The sequence below is a fragment of the Nafulsella turpanensis ZLM-10 genome (assembly GCF_000346615.1).
Classification (GTDB): Bacteria; Bacteroidota; Bacteroidia; order Cytophagales; family Cyclobacteriaceae; genus Nafulsella; species Nafulsella turpanensis.
Window position 1 is genome coordinate 22,230 of sequence record NZ_ANNU01000015.1, and the last position, 21,028, is coordinate 43,257.

General features: G+C 47.0%; 19 protein-coding genes. 14 read left to right on the top strand and 5 right to left on the bottom strand.

Translation table 11 applies throughout. From position 1 onward, the window contains the following. Nucleotides 1–332: 332 nt before the first annotated feature. Entirely contained in the window at nt 333–3,686 is a 3,354-nt protein-coding gene (gene mfd, locus F752_RS0106925; RefSeq protein WP_017731001.1) for a transcription-repair coupling factor, read from the bottom strand. A gap of 500 nt (nt 3,687–4,186) precedes the next feature. Between mfd and F752_RS0106930 the strand changes: the two genes are divergently transcribed. The 4 genes from F752_RS0106930 (at nt 4,187) to F752_RS0106955 (ending at nt 7,675) form a co-directional block, all read left to right on the top strand. Beyond that, entirely contained in the window at nt 4,187–4,825 is a 639-nt protein-coding gene (locus F752_RS0106930) for a cytochrome c oxidase subunit 3 (protein ID WP_017731002.1), read from the top strand. A gap of 393 nt (nt 4,826–5,218) precedes the next feature. Further along, entirely contained in the window at nt 5,219–6,091 is an 873-nt protein-coding gene (locus F752_RS0106940) for an aminotransferase class IV (RefSeq protein ID WP_017731004.1), read from the top strand. Nucleotides 6,092–6,306: 215 nt separating this feature from the next. Continuing rightward, nucleotides 6,307–7,065: an SDR family NAD(P)-dependent oxidoreductase gene (locus tag F752_RS0106950; protein ID WP_017731006.1), complete on the top strand. Its 759-nt coding sequence runs from the start codon at nt 6,307–6,309 to the stop codon at nt 7,063–7,065. Between the two features lie 61 nt (nt 7,066–7,126). Continuing rightward, nucleotides 7,127–7,675 carry a hypothetical protein gene (locus F752_RS0106955; RefSeq protein ID WP_017731007.1) on the top strand — a complete coding sequence of 183 codons (549 nt, stop codon included), beginning with the start codon at nt 7,127–7,129 and terminating at the stop codon, nt 7,673–7,675. A 16-nt stretch (nt 7,676–7,691) separates the two neighbouring features. On the opposite strand, the gene F752_RS0106960 is transcribed toward F752_RS0106955, so the two are convergent. From F752_RS0106960 to F752_RS0106975, 3 genes are all read right to left on the bottom strand, one after another. Then, complete coding sequence (locus tag F752_RS0106960) at nt 7,692–8,288, bottom strand: hypothetical protein (protein ID WP_017731008.1); 597 nt, start codon at nt 8,286–8,288, stop codon at nt 7,692–7,694. Nucleotides 8,289–8,295: 7 nt separating this feature from the next. Continuing rightward, on the bottom strand, nt 8,296–10,227 hold the full coding sequence (locus tag F752_RS0106965) for a GAF domain-containing protein (RefSeq protein WP_040664447.1): 1,932 nt from the start codon (nt 10,225–10,227) through the stop codon (nt 8,296–8,298). A 167-nt stretch (nt 10,228–10,394) separates the two neighbouring features. Next, nucleotides 10,395–10,928, bottom strand: a complete 534-nt coding sequence (locus F752_RS0106975) for a YfiR family protein (protein ID WP_040664448.1) — start codon at nt 10,926–10,928, stop codon at nt 10,395–10,397. Between the two features lie 345 nt (nt 10,929–11,273). Here F752_RS0106975 and prfA point away from each other — a divergent pair, with 345 nt between their 5' ends. The 10 genes from prfA (at nt 11,274) to F752_RS0107025 (ending at nt 19,929) form a co-directional block, all read left to right on the top strand. Further along, nucleotides 11,274–12,359: a peptide chain release factor 1 gene (gene prfA, locus F752_RS0106980; RefSeq protein ID WP_017731012.1), complete on the top strand. Its 1,086-nt coding sequence runs from the start codon at nt 11,274–11,276 to the stop codon at nt 12,357–12,359. Nucleotides 12,360–12,388: 29 nt separating this feature from the next. Next, nucleotides 12,389–13,795, top strand: a complete 1,407-nt coding sequence (locus tag F752_RS0106985) for a right-handed parallel beta-helix repeat-containing protein (RefSeq protein WP_236613990.1) — start codon at nt 12,389–12,391, stop codon at nt 13,793–13,795. Then, nucleotides 13,788–14,234, top strand: a complete 447-nt coding sequence (locus tag F752_RS0106990) for a secondary thiamine-phosphate synthase enzyme YjbQ (protein WP_017731014.1) — start codon at nt 13,788–13,790, stop codon at nt 14,232–14,234. Before F752_RS0106985 ends, F752_RS0106990 begins: the two co-directional genes overlap by 8 nt. Nucleotides 14,235–14,634: 400 nt before the next feature. Then, entirely contained in the window at nt 14,635–14,856 is a 222-nt protein-coding gene (locus F752_RS0106995; protein ID WP_017731015.1) for a hypothetical protein, read from the top strand. A gap of 70 nt (nt 14,857–14,926) precedes the next feature. Further along, nucleotides 14,927–16,210 carry a PRC-barrel domain-containing protein gene (locus F752_RS23645; protein WP_017731016.1) on the top strand — a complete coding sequence of 428 codons (1,284 nt, stop codon included), beginning with the start codon at nt 14,927–14,929 and terminating at the stop codon, nt 16,208–16,210. Between the two features lie 254 nt (nt 16,211–16,464). Beyond that, the gene (locus F752_RS0107005; RefSeq protein WP_017731017.1) at nt 16,465–17,043 is read left to right on the top strand and encodes a LemA family protein; all 579 of its coding nucleotides are present in this window, start codon (nt 16,465–16,467) and stop codon (nt 17,041–17,043) included. A gap of 16 nt (nt 17,044–17,059) precedes the next feature. After that, on the top strand, nt 17,060–17,497 hold the full coding sequence (locus F752_RS0107010) for a TPM domain-containing protein (RefSeq protein WP_017731018.1): 438 nt from the start codon (nt 17,060–17,062) through the stop codon (nt 17,495–17,497). A gap of 45 nt (nt 17,498–17,542) precedes the next feature. After that, complete coding sequence (locus tag F752_RS0107015; RefSeq protein WP_017731019.1) at nt 17,543–18,349, top strand: TPM domain-containing protein; 807 nt, start codon at nt 17,543–17,545, stop codon at nt 18,347–18,349. 110 nt (nt 18,350–18,459) lie between these two features. After that, on the top strand, nt 18,460–19,401 hold the full coding sequence (locus F752_RS0107020; RefSeq protein WP_017731020.1) for an NAD(P)-dependent alcohol dehydrogenase: 942 nt from the start codon (nt 18,460–18,462) through the stop codon (nt 19,399–19,401). Nucleotides 19,402–19,482: 81 nt separating this feature from the next. Further along, on the top strand, nt 19,483–19,929 hold the full coding sequence (locus F752_RS0107025; protein ID WP_017731021.1) for a methylglyoxal synthase: 447 nt from the start codon (nt 19,483–19,485) through the stop codon (nt 19,927–19,929). A gap of 17 nt (nt 19,930–19,946) precedes the next feature. Here the strand turns inward: F752_RS0107025 and F752_RS0107030 are convergent, their stop codons facing one another. Next, on the bottom strand, nt 19,947–21,002 hold the full coding sequence (locus tag F752_RS0107030) for a PA0069 family radical SAM protein (RefSeq protein ID WP_017731022.1): 1,056 nt from the start codon (nt 21,000–21,002) through the stop codon (nt 19,947–19,949). Nucleotides 21,003–21,028 lie beyond the last annotated feature (26 nt).

Consider the following 21,028-nt stretch of genomic DNA (forward strand, 5'->3'; position numbering starts at 1 on the left):
TTTAACAAAATAACAACCTGTTGTTCAAAACCACTAATAGTGACTTTAGTGACAAATTTGAACCAAATTACCTAATATTTAAATTTAAATAGGCCAATTTTACTTTCTATGTAAGGTATTGCTCTTTTTAATTCAAATACCCCGCTCCACACAACTGTTTATTTTTGCAGGAGCATCTGTATTTTTTTAATAACGGAAAAAGCAGCGGTTCTATTTTACAAGTATACACTGCAACTATAAATTAATGCTGTTGATGTAAGATTAAATGTGGTTCTTTTAATCAGCAGTGGTCCTTACCCTATTCATTTAGGTATTAGGTTCTTAGAAAGCAATCAGGCAGGTAACATCGATTTTAAAATATTCATTCCCTGTTCCACACCTAATACATCTTCAACGGTAAGGATGAGTCTTTTCTTATGTTCTTTCATCCGGCATTTGCGCGGGTGCATCTGTACATACCTTAAAATCTGGCCAAAAGTTTCCGACTTGAAAAATTCTTCATTTTCCGAAGAAACAAAATAGCCTTTCATATTTTCATTTTTAAGCATCAGCTTTTCAAAACCTAATTTTTCGGCAAGCCAGCGGAGCCTCACCGTTTCCACAAGATCTATTACCGGTTCGGGCAGCGGACCAAAACGGTCGCGCATGTTATCGATGAATTTGCCCAGTTCCAGCTCATTTTTGAGGTTATCGAGCTTGGAGTAAAGAGCCAGCCTTTCAGTAATATTGGCCACATAGGTTTCCGGAATCAGAATTTCAAGGTCTGTTTCAATGTTGCAGTCCTGCACCAGTACTTTTGCACTTTCTTTCAACTCATGCTCAAAGAGGGCTGCAAATTCTGTTTCTTTTAAATCCTGAACGGCTTCGTCGAGTATTTTATGGTACATATCGAATCCAAGGTCGGAGATAAAGCCGCTCTGCTCTGCTCCTAATAAATTGCCCGCCCCTCGAATGTCGAGGTCGCGCATGGCAACTTTAAAGCCATCGCCCAGGTCGCTGAATTCCTCCAGGGTACTGAGGCGCTTACGCGCATCGGCCGATAAGGTGGAGGTTGGCGGAGTAAGCAGATAGCAGAAGGCTTTTTTGTTGGAGCGACCAACGCGGCCCCGCATCTGGTGCAGGTCAGAAAGGCCGAACATATGCGCCCGATTAATTATAATGGTGTTGGCATTGGGAATGTCGAGACCCGACTCGATGATGTTGGTTGACACCAGTACATCATATTCGCCCTCGATAAACTGTACCATTATTTTTTCGAGCCTGCTGCCATCCATCTGCCCGTGCGCGGCTACCACGCGGGCGTCGGGCACAAGGCGGAGAATAAGGCTGGCAATGCTATCGATATCGGAAATGCGGTTATGAACGAAGAATACCTGCCCTCCCCTTCGAAGCTCAAAGCTAATGGCATCGCGGATAACCTCTTCGTTAAAAGAATGCAATTCGGTAGTAACGGGCTGCCGGTTGGGCGGCGGTGTGGCAATTACGCTCAGGTCGCGGGCCCCCATCAGTGAAAAGTGCAGCGTACGCGGAATAGGGGTGGCGGTGAGGGTAAGCGCATCCACATTCACCCGCATCTCCTTGAGCCTTTCCTTTACTTTTACGCCAAATTTTTGTTCCTCGTCAATCACCATCAGGCCCAGGTCCTTAAACTCCACATCTTTATTAACGATGCGGTGGGTGCCGATGAGGATGTCTACTTTTCCCTCTTTCAGGCCTTGGAGGATATCTTTTACCTGCTTGGTGCTTTTAAATCGGTTTATATACTCGGTTCGAATAGGAAACTCCGACAGGCGCTCGGCAAAGGTGCGGTAGTGCTGCATGGCCAGAATAGTGGTGGGCACCAGTACTGCTACCTGTTTTCCTTCATTTACAGCTTTAAAAGCGGCCCTTATGGCCACTTCGGTTTTACCGAAGCCTACATCGCCGCACACGAGGCGGTCCATGGGGTGAGGCTGTTCCATATCGGCCTTTACATCAGAAGTTGCGGAGGCCTGATCGGGGGTATCTTCATAAATAAAGGAGCTTTCGAGTTCGGCCTGCAAAAAGCCATCGGGGCTGTAGGCAAAACCGGGAGCACCCTTCCGCTTAGCATAGAGCTCAATAAGGTCCTTGGCAATATCCTTGACCTTCTTCTTAACCCGCTTCTTTTTATTTTCCCAGTCCTGGCTGCCCAGCTTGCTGATTTGCGGGGGTACACCCTCTTTACCGGTATACTTGCTTATTTTGTGCAGGGAGTGAATGCTTACATATACCAGGTCATCGTCGCGGTATATCAGGCGGATAGCCTCCTGCTGCTTACCATTATTTTCGACTTTTTCGAGTCCTGCAAATTTGCCAATGCCATGGTCGACATGGGTAACAAAGTCGCCGGGCTGCAGGCTGCGCAGTTCTTTTAAGGTAAGGGCTTTGCTTTTGCTGTACTTGTTCTTGCTGCGGTATTTATGGAATCGCTCGAACAGCTGATGATCGGTATAACAGCTTATTTTTAGCAGCTTATCAACATAGCCTTCGCGGAGCGAAATATTGAGGCCCTGGTATTTCAGGTAAGGATTTACTTCTTCAAAAATGGTGGTGAGCCGCTCGATTTGCTTGGCCGATTCAGCGACCAGCAGATTAGTAAAGCCTCCCTCCTGCAGCTCTTCCAGGTTTTTGGCCATGAGCTCAAAATTCTTGTTAAAGCTCGGCTGTGGTTCTGCTTCCCACTGTATTTCCCGGTCGGCAGTAAAATAAAAGCGGTTGCCGAATTCTATCTGTACGAAGTCCTGCAGCTTCTGGCTAAACTCTTCGGAGGTTTCGAAGAGCACTTCCGGGCTCATCACCACCTGGGTATCGCCGGAGGCCTGCATCAGGTTTTCGAAATTCTGGCTGGCTTTGGCAAAGGACTTGTCCAGTACATCTATCGTTTGCTGGTAATCTTTAAAAAAAATGTTGGTATCGCGCGGCAGAAACTCGAGCAGGCTTTGGCGCTCCTCCTGCAGAAGCTTTGTTTGTACGTTGGGAATGATGCTGATTTGCTCCACCGGGTCGATGCTCAGCTGGCTAACAGGGTCGAAGGTACGGATGGTTTCTATTTCGTCGCCGAAGAGCTCGATGCGGTAAGGAAGCTCATTAGCATAAGAATACACATCGATAATACCACCCCTCACAGCAAACTGGCCGGCTTCATATACAAAATCGGTTCGCTCAAAATCGTAAGTCTGCAGGAGCTCGGCCAGAAATTCCGTATCGACCAGCTCCCCGGTTTTAGCGGTAAAGGTATTTTCTGTAAGAGAGCGCTTATTTATTACTTTTTCGGTAAGTGCCTCCGGGTAGGTAACAATGAGTTCTCCATTGGCAGCTTTCTGATTGATGCGGTTGAGGATTTCGGCCCGCATTAAAATATTGGCATTTTCTGTTTCGTCGAATTCGTAGGGGCGCTTAAAGGACGAAGGGAAAAGCAGCACCTCTTTTTGAGAAATCAGGTTCTGGAGGTCATTCACAAAATAGGCCGCTTCTTCGCGGTCGTGCATGACGAACAGACTGGTTTGCCCGTTGATGCGGTGCAGGGATGCTGATATTACTGCATCGAGGCTGCCCCGCAGGCCTTTGAGCTGGAGGCAACGATGCTTCTTTGTTTTGAGGGAATCGGCCAGGGTTTTGAGGAGGCTGTCTTCGGTATATAAAGTAATAAAGTCTTGTACTGTCAAAATAGCACTGAATTTAAGATTCTCTTAGTGGTATAATTCCGGATAGGTAAAATTAGTTTAGAAAATGCAGGCGGCTGTTATGATAGCTGCAAATTTTCTGCTGCTGAAGCTTTTAGGCCTCGTTTAAAACCGCTTTGTTGAACGACAAATTTAAACTTTGCACATATCCTCCAGCCTCTTCCCGGGCAATAGCACTAATACTCTCCTTCAAGAGAGCTTCGATGAGGCCCAAAAGCCTGCCTTATTGAAATCAAAACTTAACTGAGACTGGCTTTTGGAGATAAAAATGGAAGAGTAAGGATTTATTGTAAGCCCAAGCGCAACAAAAGCGGTGGAGATAAAGTAAAAATAAGCACAGGTAGTTAAAGCTTTCCTTCTTCACCTTTTTGCGTATTGCTCCATATCAAACGCATAAATTATAGTTAGCTGATAATGAGGTGTAATAGATAAGTATTTACTGCCGGAAAACGTTATTATGGATACTTTTAGAAATTATACGCATGCAGCCTTCACATAATCGTAAAATAACCGATACCGGACGAATCACTACCTTTGAGAAGATAGAAAAGCTTCATCCGCATAAAATGCTTCTCTTCCTGGCCATCTTCGGGAGTAGCCTTATTTTCCTGTTTATGCTCATTGCTTTTACCGCTACCTACCAGGAATCGGGAACGGAAATGCCCGGTTTCCACATGCCCGAGGCTTTTATTTTCAGCACCATCGTTCTTATTTTTTCATCATTCTTTGTTAACCAGTTTCTAAGGGCATTTAAGAATGAAGAGTTTAAAAAACTGCGAAACCTGATTGGCATTACGGCCATGCTGGGTTTTATTTTTACGCTTAGCCAATACTGGGGCTGGCATCAGCTGGAGCAATCGGGCTACAGTCTTACAGGCTACAGCAGCGGAGCTTACCTGTACATAATTTCAGGACTTCATATTCTGCACCTGGTGGGCGGTATCTTTTTTATGACGCACCACTTTATAAAAGTTTCGCGCGTGGCAAACGATTCGGTAAAGGGTCTTATTATGGTTACAAATCCTTACCAGAAGATAAAGCTGAGCATACTGGTTACCTACTGGCATTTTATTGATGTGCTATGGGTAGGAATGTTCCTGTACTTCCTTTTCTTCTTTTAGAATTGGCAGGAGGGGTAAATTCGGTGAATGGTTCAATAAAGCAAAAACCGGCACCTGGTAAAAAGGGCCGTTTTTTCTTGTTAGAAGACCTGCGGTCTTTTTCCCTGGAAAGCCGGATTCAATGATAAGCTCATTCCGGTAGGATATACTTATAGAGATGAATTTTACCAGTTGTTAAAAAGGGAAAAGCGAATCCTTTAAACTTCCCACTCTAAGGGATCGACACCCAGCATAATTTTATGCCCTTGGGCACCTCTAAAAATTATTTACTGCCTTACCATAGCTTTACAGCCACTTTTTACCTAAAATTATACCATTGTCAGATGGTCCCGGCCTAACAACAAGGAGCCATTTGAAAGCCGATGTATCAGACTGCCATATCTTTAAAAGTAAATGAACAGCACCTCTTCCCCCACTCCCCTCTCAGGCCACTACTTTTTTATAAATAACCGAATTGTTTCCTCCACAGAGGAGGCGCTGCAGCTAAGCGACCTCGGGCTCTTCCGGGGGTACGGCATTTTCGATTATTTCCGCACCCACGAAGGAAAGCCCTTTCTGATGCGGCAGTATTTGCAGCGCTTCAGACGTTCAGGCAAAGACCTCCGGCTGGAGCTTAATCTTTCAGATGAAGAATTGGAAGCTACTATTCTGGAGCTGATTAAACTTAATGGCCGGTCGGAAAGTGGTGTCAGGCTCCTGCTTACCGGTGGCTATTCCGAAAATACTTTTACCCCTTCAACACCTAATCTTATCATTCGGATCGAGAAATCGGTACTGCCCGACGAGCGCAGTTATACCGAGGGAGTAAAGCTCATCAGTACAGAATACCTGCGCGATATGCCGGAGGTAAAAACTACCAATTACCTGAAAGCGGTAAGAGAGTGGCCGGCAGTGGAGGCGGCTGGTGCCACAGAACTGCTTTACCACTGGAATGGTGAATGGCTGGAGTGCAGCCGCAGCAATTTTTTCGTTGTGGTAAAAGGAGTACTCATAACAGCTCCCCTGCCTAAAGTGCTGGCAGGTGTTACCCGTGGCGAGACACTTCGGATAGCACGAGAATCAGGTATTCCGGTAAAGGAAGAAAGCCTGCCGCTTGCCATTTTACCGGAGGCGGAGGAGGCATTTATTACCGGAACGACCAAGCGAATTATGCCGGTGGTGCAGGTCGATGGCCAGCAGATTGGCAACGGAAAGCCCGGGCCCGTTAGCAAAAGGCTACTGCAGGAATGGCAGCTGCTCGAAACCAGGAACAGCCGCGAATACTGAACAAAAGTGGCTGGCAAAGCTTATTTTCGGAGGCGGAGGGAAGAAGCTTTTTTGCACAGGACATTTTTAATGATAATTATGGTTGTCCGAAACAGAAAGAAGATAAGAGTTGTGCTGTTTTTATAAGCGTAGAGAAATCTTTATAAGCGTAGAGAAATCTTTATTTTTCCCTTCTGTTCAATTAAACCTGATACCTAAAGAAGAAAAGTATACCTATGGAAATTTCCCTTCGAAACAAGAATATTTTACTGACAGGAGCCAGCCGCGGAATCGGAAGGGCGGCAGCCGAGGCTCTGGCTGCCAGTGGCGCCCGGGTAGCCGTACATTACAACAGCAATAAAGAAGCGGCAGAGGCCCTGGTAAAACGAATTGGTAATAACAGTAAAGCCTTTGGGGCCGATTTAGGTACCGGCGAAGGGCCATTGCAGCTGTGGGAGGCAGTACGGGAAGGTTTTGGTACCATCGATGTGCTCATTAACAATGCCGGTGTGGCCATTAGCAGCCCGATTGATAAAAACGATGAAGAATGGCTGCACGACTGGGGCCACACCATGATGGTGAACTTAAACGCTACGGCTATTCTATGTAAAAAAGCCGTGGAACATTTTAAGAGCCGCGGTGGAGGACGCATTATCAATATCAGCAGCCGCGCAGCCTTTAGAGGAGATACCGCCGAATATATGGCTTACGCTTCCAGCAAAGGAGGAATGGTATCCCTGACCCGCAGTATTGCAAGAGCATTTGGAAAAGAGGGTATCGTTGCTTTTAATATTGCCCCTGGCTTTACACGCACCGATATGGCCCAGGATTTTATCGACCAGTATGGAGAAGGTTATGCCCTTAATGACATTGCCCTGAACCGGCTTACCCGGCCCGAAGATATTGCCCCGACCCTGGTATTTTTAGCGGCCGGTATGGCCGACCATGCAACAGGAGCCACTATCGACCTAAATGCCGGCAGTTATGTACACTAAGGCAGGATGAAAACTTTTAGGCCTGAAAAGGCTTATATAGGTAATTTAATTCCTGATACTTATGAGCTCCTCCCCCCAGGCACTTTTCTTTGAAAAGCAGCGGTACAATCTTCGTTGGCTGTGGCTAATCTACATCATGCTTGGCGCTCCTTTGCTGCTAATGGTCATTTACAGTTCTTACGGACAGCTGTTTGTAACAGATCCTTACTATAGCCGGCCGGAGGCCTCCCAGTGGGTACTGTACAGCCTAAACAGCGCTACCCTGCTGTTGCTGTTAGCCGCCCCATTTCTGATCCATTCGCTCGTACTGAAGATATGGATATATCCTGAACTGGTACGGGTAAAGCTGGGTGTTTGGTACAGGCGGGAAATAAGTCTAGAAGATATTCAGGAGGTAGAAGCGCTCACTTTCGACCCTGTCCGGCAGTTTACCGAACGGGTAAGGCAAAAGCGGGCATGGCTGGAAAAGAAGCAAAACACCTACAGTGTACGCGGCCGGCGAGCTGTTAAGCTGGTACTGAAAAATGGCATGGAGGTACTACTGGGTACCCAGCGGCCGGAGGAAATGGAAAAAATATTAAAACCATTAGTACAGGAACAGCGGACTTAGCTGTTACAGGGGCAGCTTACATAGCATTGACCAGCTCCCGGCGGGATAGAAGAATACTCCAGACACCTATGAGTGCCTTTGCCTGGGGATTATCTTCAGTGAAATCAGAATCAGGCAGACCCGCTGCCGGTAAAGAAAACGGCTGGGTGTACAGGAAATAAGGCTGCCCCATCGGCTGTACATTATCTTCGAGTGCTATGTTATTTTCCTGGTTATACTGGTAGGCCTCGAGTAACTGTTTTTCCAATTCTTCCCGGTTGTCGGAAGGGCTTGCCATTTCTATTGGGAGCAGGCGAATGTCGGCCTGATATGCTTTGGAGAGCGAATCGGTAATGGAGCGAATAATGGGATTTTGAAGGGCCTGCGAAGGGGTAATTCCCTGCTCCTGGATCAGCCGCTGTAGGTGCGAGCTTAACTGGTTTTGGGCTTCATTGGTAATCGTGCGTCCTGTTTTAAAGGCATGGGCGGTAATTTGCGCTTCGGTAAGCCTTTTGGGCTCCCGGTTTTCCATTTCTTCCAGTAGTGCATCCCGCTTAAAACGCTGCTGGCTGCCCGGTTCACAGGCAGCCAGCAAAAGACAAATCAGTATCCCATAAGGATATTTATTATTCATGATCCAGTTATGTGCCCAGGTTCTCAATGATTTCCGAAATGTTGGAGGCAAATATCAGGTATTTAACGCTCTGGAACACCGGATCTTCTAATTTACCGGCAGAAATTTTGGCAATCACTTCTTTTCCTTTTTTGTTTTTCAGGTGGAGAACACCGGTCCATGACAGATTTTCTTCCAGAGCCGCTTTAATTTCAGTTAGCTGCCATTCCGATAAAATAAGGGAGGAGAAAGGAACATTCTGGAGTTCGCCTTCGCTGTACCCCAGAGTCTGGCAGGCGAGCCTGTTGGCTACAGTTATTTTAAACTGGCTGTTCATTTCAAACATCATATTGGTATTGCTGATGATGCTTTCCTTTTCCTGGGTGTCGTGCTGTGCACGCTGCATCTCTTCCTGTGTAGCCTGCAGCTCTTCCATGTTCTGGCGCATTTCCTCTTCCTGTGCACGCATTTGCTCGGTAAGCTCTGTCGATTCTTCGAGCAGCTTTTGGGTGCGTTCATTAATTTTTACGGAAGACAAGGTAGAAGCAATACTTTCGGCCATTTTCTCGATAAAATCAATTTCATGCCTGGCAAAAAGGTTGAAGGAGGCAATTTCAAGAAGGCCATATACCTCGTCGTTTACCTTTAGCGGCACAATAAGGATGCTGCTGGGGTTGGCTTCGCCAAGACCGGAAGTAATGGTAATGTAATTATCCGGAATGTCGGTGAGGTAAATAGTATCCTGCTCCAGCCATGCCTGCCCGGTTAAACCATCGCCTGGATATACCTTCTGCTCGAGGTACTTTTTCTTATCCCATGCATAGCAGGCGGCCATTTCCAGGTACTTATCATTTTCATTTTCGTCGTTCACAATGTAAAGTCCGCCCTGGTTGGCTTTAACATATTTTACCAGGTTAGAAATGATAATGTCGCTGAGGGTACTGATGTTGTCGTTGTTCTTGCGCAGGATATCACCAAATTTAGCAAGACCTTCGGTGGCCCAGCTGCGGCGCTTATCTTCTTCGGCCACCTTTTCCAGGTTGTTGCGCATTTCGATGAGTGAGTTACCCAGTACATCTTCCTTGCTCAGAGGCTGGTAATCGGCCTGGTAATTTCCTTTACCAATGTTTTCGGCAAAGGAAGAGGTGGAACGCAGGCCACTTACCAGTTTTTCAACAGCTTCGGCCATTTCGCCAATTTCATCGCGGCTAAACTTGAGGCTTTTTTCTTCGGGCAGTATACCAAGTCCCAGCTTTTGCACTACATCTTTTATAGTAGCAATAGGCCGGGTAATAGAGCGGGTAATATACAGGGCTACGGCGATACCAATAACAATAACGGCAATTCCTAAAACAATGGTAAAGCGGCTTAACTGTTCAAAGGCAGCAATCTGGGCCATGTCGGCCTCATTTTTTTCCTCCACTTTAGCTTTTGCCAGGGCCTCCAGCCGCTGTTCCACCGCATCGAGCTGAGGTAGAATAAGGCTCGAAAGGTTATCTTCGGCAAGGAACTTAATCATTGAGTCTTCATAATCCTCGAAGGAGGTGAGTCGGTTCATAATCTCATCCTTCTGGGTTTTAAGGGCAATATCAAAGCTGTGGAGGATAGAGTCCATTTCTGCCTGCTGCTTTGGGTTAGCCCACTTTGTTGAAAGATCTTCGAGTTCGGTACGTAAGGCCGGATAATTGTAGCGGTGGAGCGAATCGAGCTTGGCCTGGTCGGCAGTATTACCAAACATGTACACCCAGTTGGTAATCAGCATTTTTGAGCGGGTTACCATGTGGCGGAACTCGTTGAGCGTATTTACTGAAGGGTCCACTACCTCCCTGTTCTGCCGGATAGCCTGATCGCTGTTGTCAATGGTAAAGATGCTGTAGGTAGCGTTTGCAGCAAAAATGGTTATCAGGATGGAAAACCCGAGCAATATTTTATTACCAATGGTAAATCGCCTGTTCTTCATGTCGAAATGGGACTATGATATACTAAATAAGAAAAACTAATGAATAAATATAATGGTACGATGGCAGGAAATAAAAAAGGTTGCCTGGCAATCCATGTAAGGTATCTTGCTTTTCGGCAACCTTTAATCTTAAATCCTTTTCGGTATAGCTGAAAATTAGCTCCTTCTTAAATTTTGGTGTAAATTTTATGAGCAAATTTGGTAAGCTCTCCCGAAATTTTCAGATTCCGTAAATCGGTCGAAGCCTGATTAATTTCGAAGTTCCAGCGGCCATTATTAACAATAAAGTTAATATCGCTTCCTTCTTTGCCTAATCCATCCTTTTCGCTAATAATGAGCGTTGGCTGGTTGGCGAGTTGAGTCCGTAGCGCGGCCAGTTCCTTACTTTTAGACTCTGGCAGGAACAGCATATGGCAGTGGGCTACCTCAGCCGGGCTGTTAAAAGTTTTTACTACAATCGGTTTTCCGCTTACCGACTTAGACTCTGCCATCTTCTTCAGATGTTCGGTAATGCCGGAATTGCCTAGTACACCAATGACAAATTCATTTCCAACCGAGGTTTCAGGCCACTTTATATATTTGGTAAAGTTGTAAATGAATACCGTATGGAACTTGTAATCAACCTGCTGTGCCTGCGCTGCGTTTGTACCCATCATCAGGAAAACTGTAAATAATACAACAACGTGGTACGTCTTTCTCATATAGCAATGTTTGTTCTTAATAAATAAATGATACTGCAAACATAGCTGTTGATTCATCAATTTCATGTAGCATTACAGGCTATACCTTAATTGCGTAATGTTTTAATTCTTTTACAAAGAAAATCAGGCTTTTATAAAACATCGTGCAGGAATACAATTTTAATATGGTGCAGGCTGTTGAGGATCTAATTCCGGATCTTTTACCTCCAGAGTATCCTGTTTTTGAGTCGTCGCAGGGGCTTCCATGGCAAAAGCAGGAATGAAAGAAGGAAATACTAAATTATTGTACAGGAATACACAATTGAGCCATGGTTTTGTTAGTTTTGTGCTGAAATTACTGAGAGTATGAAAGATAAATTAGATGCCATAAAACATCGTTTCGAAGAAGTTGCGCAATTAATTGTACAGCCCGAGGCGATGGCCGATATGCAGCAGTATTCCAAGCTAAGCAAGGAATATAAAGACCTGGAAAAGATCGTGCAGAAGTACGAGGAATATAAGCTGGTAACCGCCAATATTAAAAATGCCAAGGAAATTCTTTCGAACGAAAAAGACCCCGAGTTCCGCGAAATGGCGAAGCTGGAACTGGATGAGCTTTATCCGCAGGAAGAAGCGTTGGAAGATGAGCTTAAGCAAATGATGATTCCTAAAGACCCGAACGACTCTAAAAATGCAATTCTGGAGATCCGTGCGGGTGCCGGTGGCGATGAAGCTGCTATTTTTGCCGGTGACCTCTTTAGAATGTACCAGCGTTTTGCCGAAAAGCAGGGCTGGAAAATGGAAGTACTCGACCTTACGGAGGGAACATCCGGCGGGTATAAAGAAATAATTTCTACCCTTAGCGGCCCCGAGGTATATGGTATGATGAAGTTCGAGTCGGGCGTACACCGTGTGCAGCGGGTACCGGCTACCGAAACCCAGGGCAGGGTCCATACTTCTGCCGCCACCGTAGCCGTACTCCCCGAAATGGAAGAGGTAGAGGTAGATGTTAACATGAACGACATCCGCAAAGATACTTTCTGTTCCAGCGGGCCAGGCGGGCAGTCGGTAAACACCACCTACTCAGCCGTACGCCTTACCCACCTTCCTACCGGAATGGTGGTAAGCTGCCAGGATGAGAAATCGCAGATCAAGAACTTCGAGAAGGCACTGAAAGTACTCCGCTCCCGCCTGTATGAAATTGAGCTGCAAAGGCATAACGACGAAGTGGGTGCCCAGCGTCGCTCCATGGTAGGAAGCGGCGACCGTTCCGATAAAATTCGTACCTACAACTACCCGCAGGGCCGGGTAACCGACCACCGTATTGGCTATTCAGTTCATAACCTGCCTACCGTAATGGATGGAGAAATTGGCGATTTTATTGAAGAACTTCGTATTGCCGAAAATGCCACTAAACTAAAAGATGGTGGCAGTACTGAAAAGGCGAGATAAAGCGTTACCGAGGTAAACGTACCCTAAAGGTGAAACAACTGCTTCTTTTATGTATGCTGAGCACAGCCCTTTTCTGGGCCTGCCAGCCGGAAGATGAAATTCTGGCCGGGGAAGCAGTAAGGCTGCAGTTTGAGCAGGATAGCATACTATTCGACACCATTTTTACTACCGAGCAAAGTATTACCCACCGTTTCAGGGTGTATAATCCTTCAGAAAAATCGGTATTGATAGAGCAGATTGCCCTTTCCGGTGGAGCCCAGTCGCCCTATACCCTCTATGTAAACGGGCAGCCAGGTGCTGCTTTTGGAGACCAGCTGCTGCTGGCGGGCGATAGCCTTTTGCTGTTGCTGGAAGCCACCCTCCCTGAAACATCTGATACCCTGCCCTACCTTGCCAGCGATGAGCTGGTGTTCATGAACAAAGGCCTCAGGCAGGAGGTGGCAGTGGTTGGCTACGGGCAAAATGCCCTCTTTGTCAGCGATACAGTGGTGGCCTGCAATGCGGTGTGGGATAGTCCCCTGCCCTATGTGATAGAAAATTCCCTGCTGGTCGATTCGCTCTGTACCCTTCAAATTAAAAAAGGCAGCCGGCTATACTTTAAGCCCGATGCCTACCTGTATATAAAAGGAACTCTTGTAGCGGAAGGTGACAGTGCAGAAGGGGAACGAATTCTTTTCCGCAACCAGCGGCTCGATCCTTATTACGAGAACCAGCCGGGGCAGTGGGGCGGCCTCATCTTTCTGCCCGGCAGCAGCGGCAATCGGCTGTCGTACTGCGATATTCGAAATGCTGAATACGGCATTTACCTTGGCACACCAGATGAGGATGCAATACCTGACCTGGAGCTGGCAAGCTGCCGCATCGAAAATACGCTCGAAGCCGGCATTGTTGCCTATACCTCCGATTTGCTGGCCGTAAATACCCTTGTTAATACCTCTGTACAGCTGACAGTGGCCAATATGGCGGGCGGAAATTATACCTACAGGCATTGCACCTTTGCCAACTATTTCTCTCAGCGCGAAAACTACCCGGTGCTCCTCTTATCTGATAATGTAGTACTGGCCGATGGCTCTGTACTGACCGAACCCCTGCAGGTGCTCATGGAAAATTCAATCGTGTGGGGAAATATTACGGGAGGCGAAGAGCTGGTGGTCGATAACAGCGGAACAGCCGATATAGAGCTTGAATTCCGGCATAATCTTTTGCGCACGACCGATGCTGCTTTTAATGAAAAAGAAAATATTTTAGGTTCCGACCGCCACCTGCCGGGCTTCCGAAATATTGAACTGTATGATTACCGGCCCGATTCGCTCTCTCCGGCTATAGATGCAGGTGTTGTCTCCTCCATAGAACTTGACCTGGAGGGGCAGTCGCGCGACGGACAGCCCGATATGGGGGCCTACGAATATACTGAACAGGCAGAAGAAGATGAATAAAATGAACCCAATGCAAATATTCCAGACAAGCCTTGAACTGCCGGCCTTTCCGCGCGGCTATCATCTGGTAACCCGGAAGATTGAAGAAGCCTGTGATTTTTTAGCCGAAATAGAAGCCGGAATACTGCATGTATTTATTCAGCATACCTCTGCTTCGCTCACCATTAACGAAAATGCCGACCCCAGTGTACGGGTCGATTTCCGGAGTCATTTCGATGTGTTAGTGCCGGAAAATGAGCCCCACTATACCCATACACAGGAAGGATCTGACGATATGCCGGCTCACCTGAAAGCAGCTTTGCTGGGCAATTCCCTCCAGATTCCCATTACCAAAGGAAGCCTGAACTTGGGCACCTGGCAAGGAATTTACCTTTGCGAACACCGGAATCATGGCGGTCGCCGGCGTTTGGTCCTTACAGCTTATGGAAGCAGCAGGTAGCAAACAGAAACTTTTCAGCCTGGTTCTCCCGGAGCGGGAACAGGTAACAAATTATTTGCGTGGGATATTCCTCTTTCCTTCCCCTACAACTTAAGAGGAGTTGATCTACTTTCACCGAAACCAGTAACAGCCTTCACTACCTTCCTTAAGCTATCCTAGCTTAGCTCTGCCTGGGGTTTATTCATCATATTAAATGGCTGAAAGCTAAAAAAGCAGGAATAAGGCTTTTAAAAAACAAAAAGGTTAATAACGTAACAAGCCTTTCATTCCCACGTACTTATACATTACCCGGACTTTCTGTGTATATGGGAAGCTGTGCTGGTTTTTTCCTCTTCTCACCATCAGGCATTTTTTAAGGAGAGAATGCTCTCTCAATATTTTTTAACTAAACCAAAAAACAATGGCAGAAATAAAAGTTGAGAAAAAAGACAAATCATCCATCTGGCCCTGGATTATAGGCATTATTGTTTTACTGGGAATCATCTGGTTCCTGATAGAAGCCTTTGGAGAAGAAGAACCGGCCCTTGAGGAAGTAGAGGTGGAAGAAGTAGGCGATGCCAGCTTATTCCAGCCAGAACATTCCCCTCAGGCGCTTGTCATAGACAGCTTTTATGAAGTTTGATGAAAACAACTTCATTTTTTGGGCCAATCCGGGCCTGATAAGTTTAATTTTTTAGAGAGGAGATAGAACAATGAAAGAAGATACAAGAACCCGAAGTATGAAAGGAACTCGCACACAAAGCGATAGTACTTATGATAAAGTCCGTGGAACAGGGAGGAACAACCCACATCTGGCCCGGCTAAAAGATTTAGATGACTACCAGGTAGCTTCCGAAGATCCGGATGTTAGAGGTTGGTCAGTCATTAGCGGTGATAATGAAAAAATTGGTACTGTTGATGAACTGATTGTAGATACCGACCGGATGAAGGTACGTTACCTGGTTGTAGATACTATTGATAAGTTCGCAGCCGATAAGGATGACCACTATATGCTGGTTCCTGTGGGGGCAGCCCGTTTGCATGAAAAGAATAATGATGTAGTTGTAAGCGGTATCACCACCCATAACAGCACTAATTACCCGGTTTATCGTGGCGAATCCATTACCCGCGACCATGAGCATTCTGTACGCGGATTTTATGAAGCAGGCGGAACCGTACCGGCTGCAGGCGTGGCAGGAAGCGTTTCGCAACACGAAACCATTCGTGATGCCCACACCGGGAAAATTTACGAGCGCCGCGACGATGTAAAAGACAGAGATGCTGATTTTGCGCGTGATAATTCGCCCAATGAAACCAGCTACGGAACAGGACAAATAAGTGACCTGCCGGAAGAAAACAGAATGAAAGATCGTACCAGAGGAAGCTCTAACACCATAAGTGGCGACAGTTCAATTGCCGGAGAGCGCCGCCCCGACGGCCAAACTACCCTTGGGCAGTCTAACCTAACCACAGGTGGTGAAGTTAGAGAGCGCATTGGTACGAGTGGTATATCAGGAAGTCGTACTTCCAGCCTGCCTAACAAAGAGTTACGCCAGGGACCACCGCCAAGCGATAACCCTGAGCAGGGGCGTGTACGTATCCACGATACCGAACCTGATGTGGAGGCACCAAAAGGGAGTGCTGAAGAAAGAGAAGATAACTTCAGGTCAACCAGTGATATGAGCCGCTCCACCAGTTTAGGGGAAGATACAAGCCGTAGAACCAATATGGGTAACCTGGAAAATAAAAAAGATAATCCGGGAATCCATGACAGAAGTCGTATGTCCTCTCCTGAGTTTACGGAGCGAACCACTACACCCGGTGGTGCCCGCCACCCGGAGAAGTATCCTGACGGAAGTCGGCCGGTAGAGAACAGGAATGTAGAACATCGTTCCGATGAACTTCCGGATGATCGCTACGACCCTAATAATGATGAGTTTTATACCCACGATCACTTCGATGAAGAGAAGTTCTATGGAAATCGTAGAAAAAGATAAACCACATCTGGGGTAGAATAAATTTTAAAGGGAGCTGCAAAAAAGCAGTTCCCTTTTTTAGTTTGTGAATAACTGAAAAGAGGTGGAGGAAAACCTGGAGCCATTCTTAAAATGCCTGCGGGGGCAGTTCTCAGGAAAAAGGAATTGTAACACAGTAACAGCAATTTTTACCGGAAAGAATTGTGGCTGCTAAACTACCAGGCATAAAAGTAGTTGGTATTGAATAGAAATAATTAAAATCAGTAAAGACCAACATGAGAAAAGCATTTTTATATTTAGCAGGGATCTTTTTACTCTTTGGCTTGAGCTCCTGCGGCTACAACACCATGGTTACCAAAGATGAACAGGTAGGTGGGGCATGGGCGCAGGTCGAGAACCAATACCAGCGGCGGGCCGACCTGATTCCAAATCTGGTAAATACGGTCAAGGGCTATGCCGATTTCGAGAGAGAAACTATTACCGAAGTAATAGAAGCCAGGGCAAAGGCCACTTCTATCAATGTAAATGCCGATGAACTCAACCCTGAACAGATTCAGCAGTTTCAACAGGCCCAGGAGCAGTTAGGCGGGGCACTCAGTCGACTACTGGCCACTGTCGAGCGCTATCCGGAGTTAAAGGCTAACCAGAATTTCCTGGAACTCCAGGCCCAGCTCGAAGGCACAGAAAACCGAATTGCCACTGAAAGAATGCGGTACAATGAAACCGTGCAGGCTTACAATGCTTACATCCGGCGTTTTCCACAGAACTTTATTGCCGGCTGGTTCGACTTTGAAGAGAAGGGCTATTTCGAAGCAGAAGAAGGCGCAGAAGAAGTGCCGGAAGTTACTTTTTAATATAAACCTAGCGGAAATGCCAAAAGATAAACTGAGCGAAGAAGAGAGAAAGTCGATTATTGCAGCTATTCAGGAAGCAGAAAAAGATACCTCGGGCGAAATACGGGTACACCTGGAGAACCATTGCCGGGAAGAGGTGCTGGATAGGGCCGCGGAAGTATTTGCCCAGCTAAAGATGCACAAAACAGAGCTGCGAAACGGAGTACTGTTTTACCTAGCCATGAAAGACCACAAGCTGGCAATACTGGGCGACATGGGCATAAACCAAAAAGTACCCGAAGGCTTCTGGGAAAATATACGCGACTTTATGGTGGCACAGTTTAAAGAAGGAAAGTATGCCTATGGCCTTTCCGAAGGAATAAAAATGGCCGGCCAACAACTGCAGGCCCACTTTCCTTACCAGTCAAGCGACCGGAACGAGCTCTCCGACGACATATCCTTCAACAAGGATTAGCGAGGGTAGAAGCTCTCCTGTTCCGGTATTTCAAATCCTAAAAGAATGATAAAACAGTTTTTAGTCCTTATTTATATACTACTCTCCCTGCCCCTGCTGCTCGTGGCACAGAATATACCTGAGCCAATGCGGCCAGCCAGAGCCGTAAATGATTTTGCCCAGATGCTCAGCCCCGAAGAGCAGGCCCGGCTGGAAAGAAAACTTCGAAATTACAACGATAGCACTTCCTCTGCCCTGGTAGTTGTTACCGTGCCCAACACAAATGGTATGGATATCGCCCAGTATACCACCGAGCTGGCGCACGAATGGGGCGTGGGTAAAGGGGAACTGGACAACGGTTTAGTTATTTTAGTATCGCGAGATGATAAACGCATCAATATTTCCACCGGCTATGGTCTTGAAGGAGCCGTACCCGATGCACTGGCGAAGCGAATTATTGAGCAGCAAATGAAGCCTCTTTTCCGTGAAGGAAGGTTTTATGCCGGCTTCGATGCTGCTACCGATACCATTATTAAACTCGCCTCCGGAGAGTATACTGCCGAAGAGGTAGGTGTAGGGGAAACTTCCGAGGGTGGAAGCCCCTGGCTTGCCCTGCTGGTCATCTTCTTTCTCATCATTTTTCCTATCCTCAGAATGCGCAGCTACCGAAAAGGCCATTTGGCGAGCTCCAGGCGCTCAGTCGGCTGGTGGCCTATGCTGTTTCTGATGGGAGGAATGGGCGGCCACCGCGGACGCTCCTACCAGGATTTTAATAGCGGTGGTGGAGTATTTGGTGGAGGAAGTGGTGGTGGCGGCTTCGGAGGTTTCGGCGGCGGGGGCTTTGGTGGCGGTGGGGCTAGTGGTGGCTGGTAAAGCCAAGGAAGACTTTATAGCCCCTGATTTTCCTGAATTGATAAAAACAGAAATATATCATCTCATACCGGAGGAAATATTTATGGAAGAAACACCTAAAAATGTAAAGCATGAAAGCAGCAGTAATAGAGCGTTATGGCCCTCCCTATAGTTTAAAAATCCGGCAGATGCCTCAGCCTGAAATTGGAACGTCAGAGCTTTTAGTTAAAGTCAGTGCCTCGTCGGTAAACCCGGTGGACTGGAAAATACGACAGGGCGATCTTAAAATTGTAACTGGCAATGATTTCCCTAAAATTCTGGGAGCCGATTTTTGTGGAGAGGTAGTAGCAGTGGGCGCCGGAGTAAGCGGATATGAAAAGGGTGATAAAGTTTTTGGAATGGAAAGGGCGGTGAAAGGAGGGGCTTATGCCGAGTACCTGAAGGTAAAGCCTTCTACCCTGGCCCCAAAACCCGCAAAGCTAAGCGATGAGGAAGCGGCTGCTCTCCCGCTTGCTGGCTTAACAGCCCTGCAGGGCCTGAGAGACTTTGGTAGGCTGGAAAAGGACGATAAGGTATTAATTAATGGCGCATCGGGTGGTGTAGGCACTTTTGCGGTACAAATTGCCAAAGCAATGGGTGCACATGTAACCGGTGTATGCAGTACCTCCAAATTGGAGATGGTAAAATTGCTTGGAGCCGAAAAGGTAATTGACTATACCACAGAAAAAGTACTGAAGCCGGAAGATAAATATCATCTTATCTTCGATGCGCATGGAAATCTTTCTTTTGGTGAGGCACAAAAATGCCTCTACGACGACGGAATGCTGGTAACCACTCTTCCCTCCGTTAAAAGCATACTGGATATTGGCTTCAGTAAACTGCAAAAGCATAAGCAGATGAAGACCTTCTTTATTACACCCAATCATGCTGATTTAATGGAGCTGAAACGGCTGGTCGATGAAGGGAAGCTTAAAGTAGTTATCGACAAAGTATACCCACTCGAAGAGCTGGACCTCGCTCACAGCTATAGTGAAACCGGGCATGCAAGGGGTAAAATTGCCATCAGCATTTAGGGCCGGCCTTCCTGCCTTTTTAACTTACCCAATTGCCCTTTTGCGCTCTTTGCCGTACATTCGGTACTAAACAAGTATGATATGAAGAACGAAACAAGGCCTACGGTTGCTCTGGTAGCACACGATAATAAAAAGCCCGACCTGGTGGCGTGGTGTAAACACAATAAAAAATTATTAGAGAACTACCGGCTCATTGCCACCGGAACCACCGGAAAGCTGTTGAACGAGGAAACAGGGCTGGACGTAGTAAGACTACAGAGTGGGCCTCTTGGAGGCGACCTGCAATTAGGCGCCCAAATAACAGAGGGAGGAGTAGACTTTCTTATCTTTTTATGGGACCCGCTGGAATCGCAGCCGCACGACCCCGATGTAAAAGCACTATTAAGAATTGCCGCGGTATGGAATATCCCCGTGGCCTGTAACCGTGCCACTGCCGACTACATCTTTACCTCCCGCCTCCTGCAGGAGAAGTACGACCGGGATCTGCCCAACTATACCGATTACCTGAGCCGAAGGGATGAGAAGTAAGTGAGCTGGTTAATTTTCTAGAACAAGGTGTACTGGCTACCTCTGCGGAAGGCCTGCAAATTATAAGCTGGCATGGAGCGGCCGCTGAGATACTTCCTCTTTGCTAAGCGGAAAAGCTGCGAAATAGCCAGTGCCAAAGGTCCTTCTCCTCCCATTCGTCTCCCCCACTGGCTGTCATTCACCTTGCCGGCATGCAGGCTGCAGATGCCGTTCCACACTTTTTCGAAGCGATCGGGATAATTTTTTCGAAGCCAGTCTCCAAACAAAGGGCCCAGGCTGCCATTGAGCCGTACAATGGTGTAGCCGGCTGCCCGGGCCCCATGCTCTGCCGACTGCCGGATAATTTCAGGAATTTCGTGGTCATTGAGACCGGGAATGACCGGAGCATTCATTACCCCAACAGGTATACCTTTTTGGGACAGGAGTTCCATTGCCTCCAGCTTTTTGCGGGCGCTGGCGGTACGCGGCTCCATTTTGCCGCGCAACTCCTCATTTAGCGTATTGATCGAGAAGTACACATGCACCAGGTGGTGCTTCGCCATTTCCTCCAGAATATCTACATCGCGGGTAATAAGGCTGTTTTTGGTAATAATCCCAACCGGGTGCCTGTAATCCTTTAGAAGCTGTAGCAGCTGCCGTGTAAGCTTAAACTTTCGTTCCAGTGGCTGGTAGCAATCGGTATTGCCGGAAATCATGATGGGGCGTAGTTCCCAGCTCTTATGCCGGAGCTCTTTCTCCAGCAGGCGGGCGGCCTGTTCTTTTACAATAATTTTACTTTCGAAGTCGAGGCCGGCACTAAAGCCCCAGTACTGGTGCGAATTGCGGGCATAGCAATAAACACAGCCGTGCTCGCAGCCTTGGTAAGGGTTTACAGAATACACCTTTCCCAGATCGGGGCTATCTACCTTGCTGACAATCTTTTTCGGACTCTCCTTAAAAATTTGTGTTTGGGGCTGGCTTAGCAGCGGCTCATCAAGGCCTTCGATATGCTCACTTACATATTGCTGCTGTAGAAAGGGATTGGCCGTTTGTATTTGCGATCCTCTTCCTTTAAAATATTTGTCATCTGCCATACAATCCATTTTTTTAGCAATAAAGC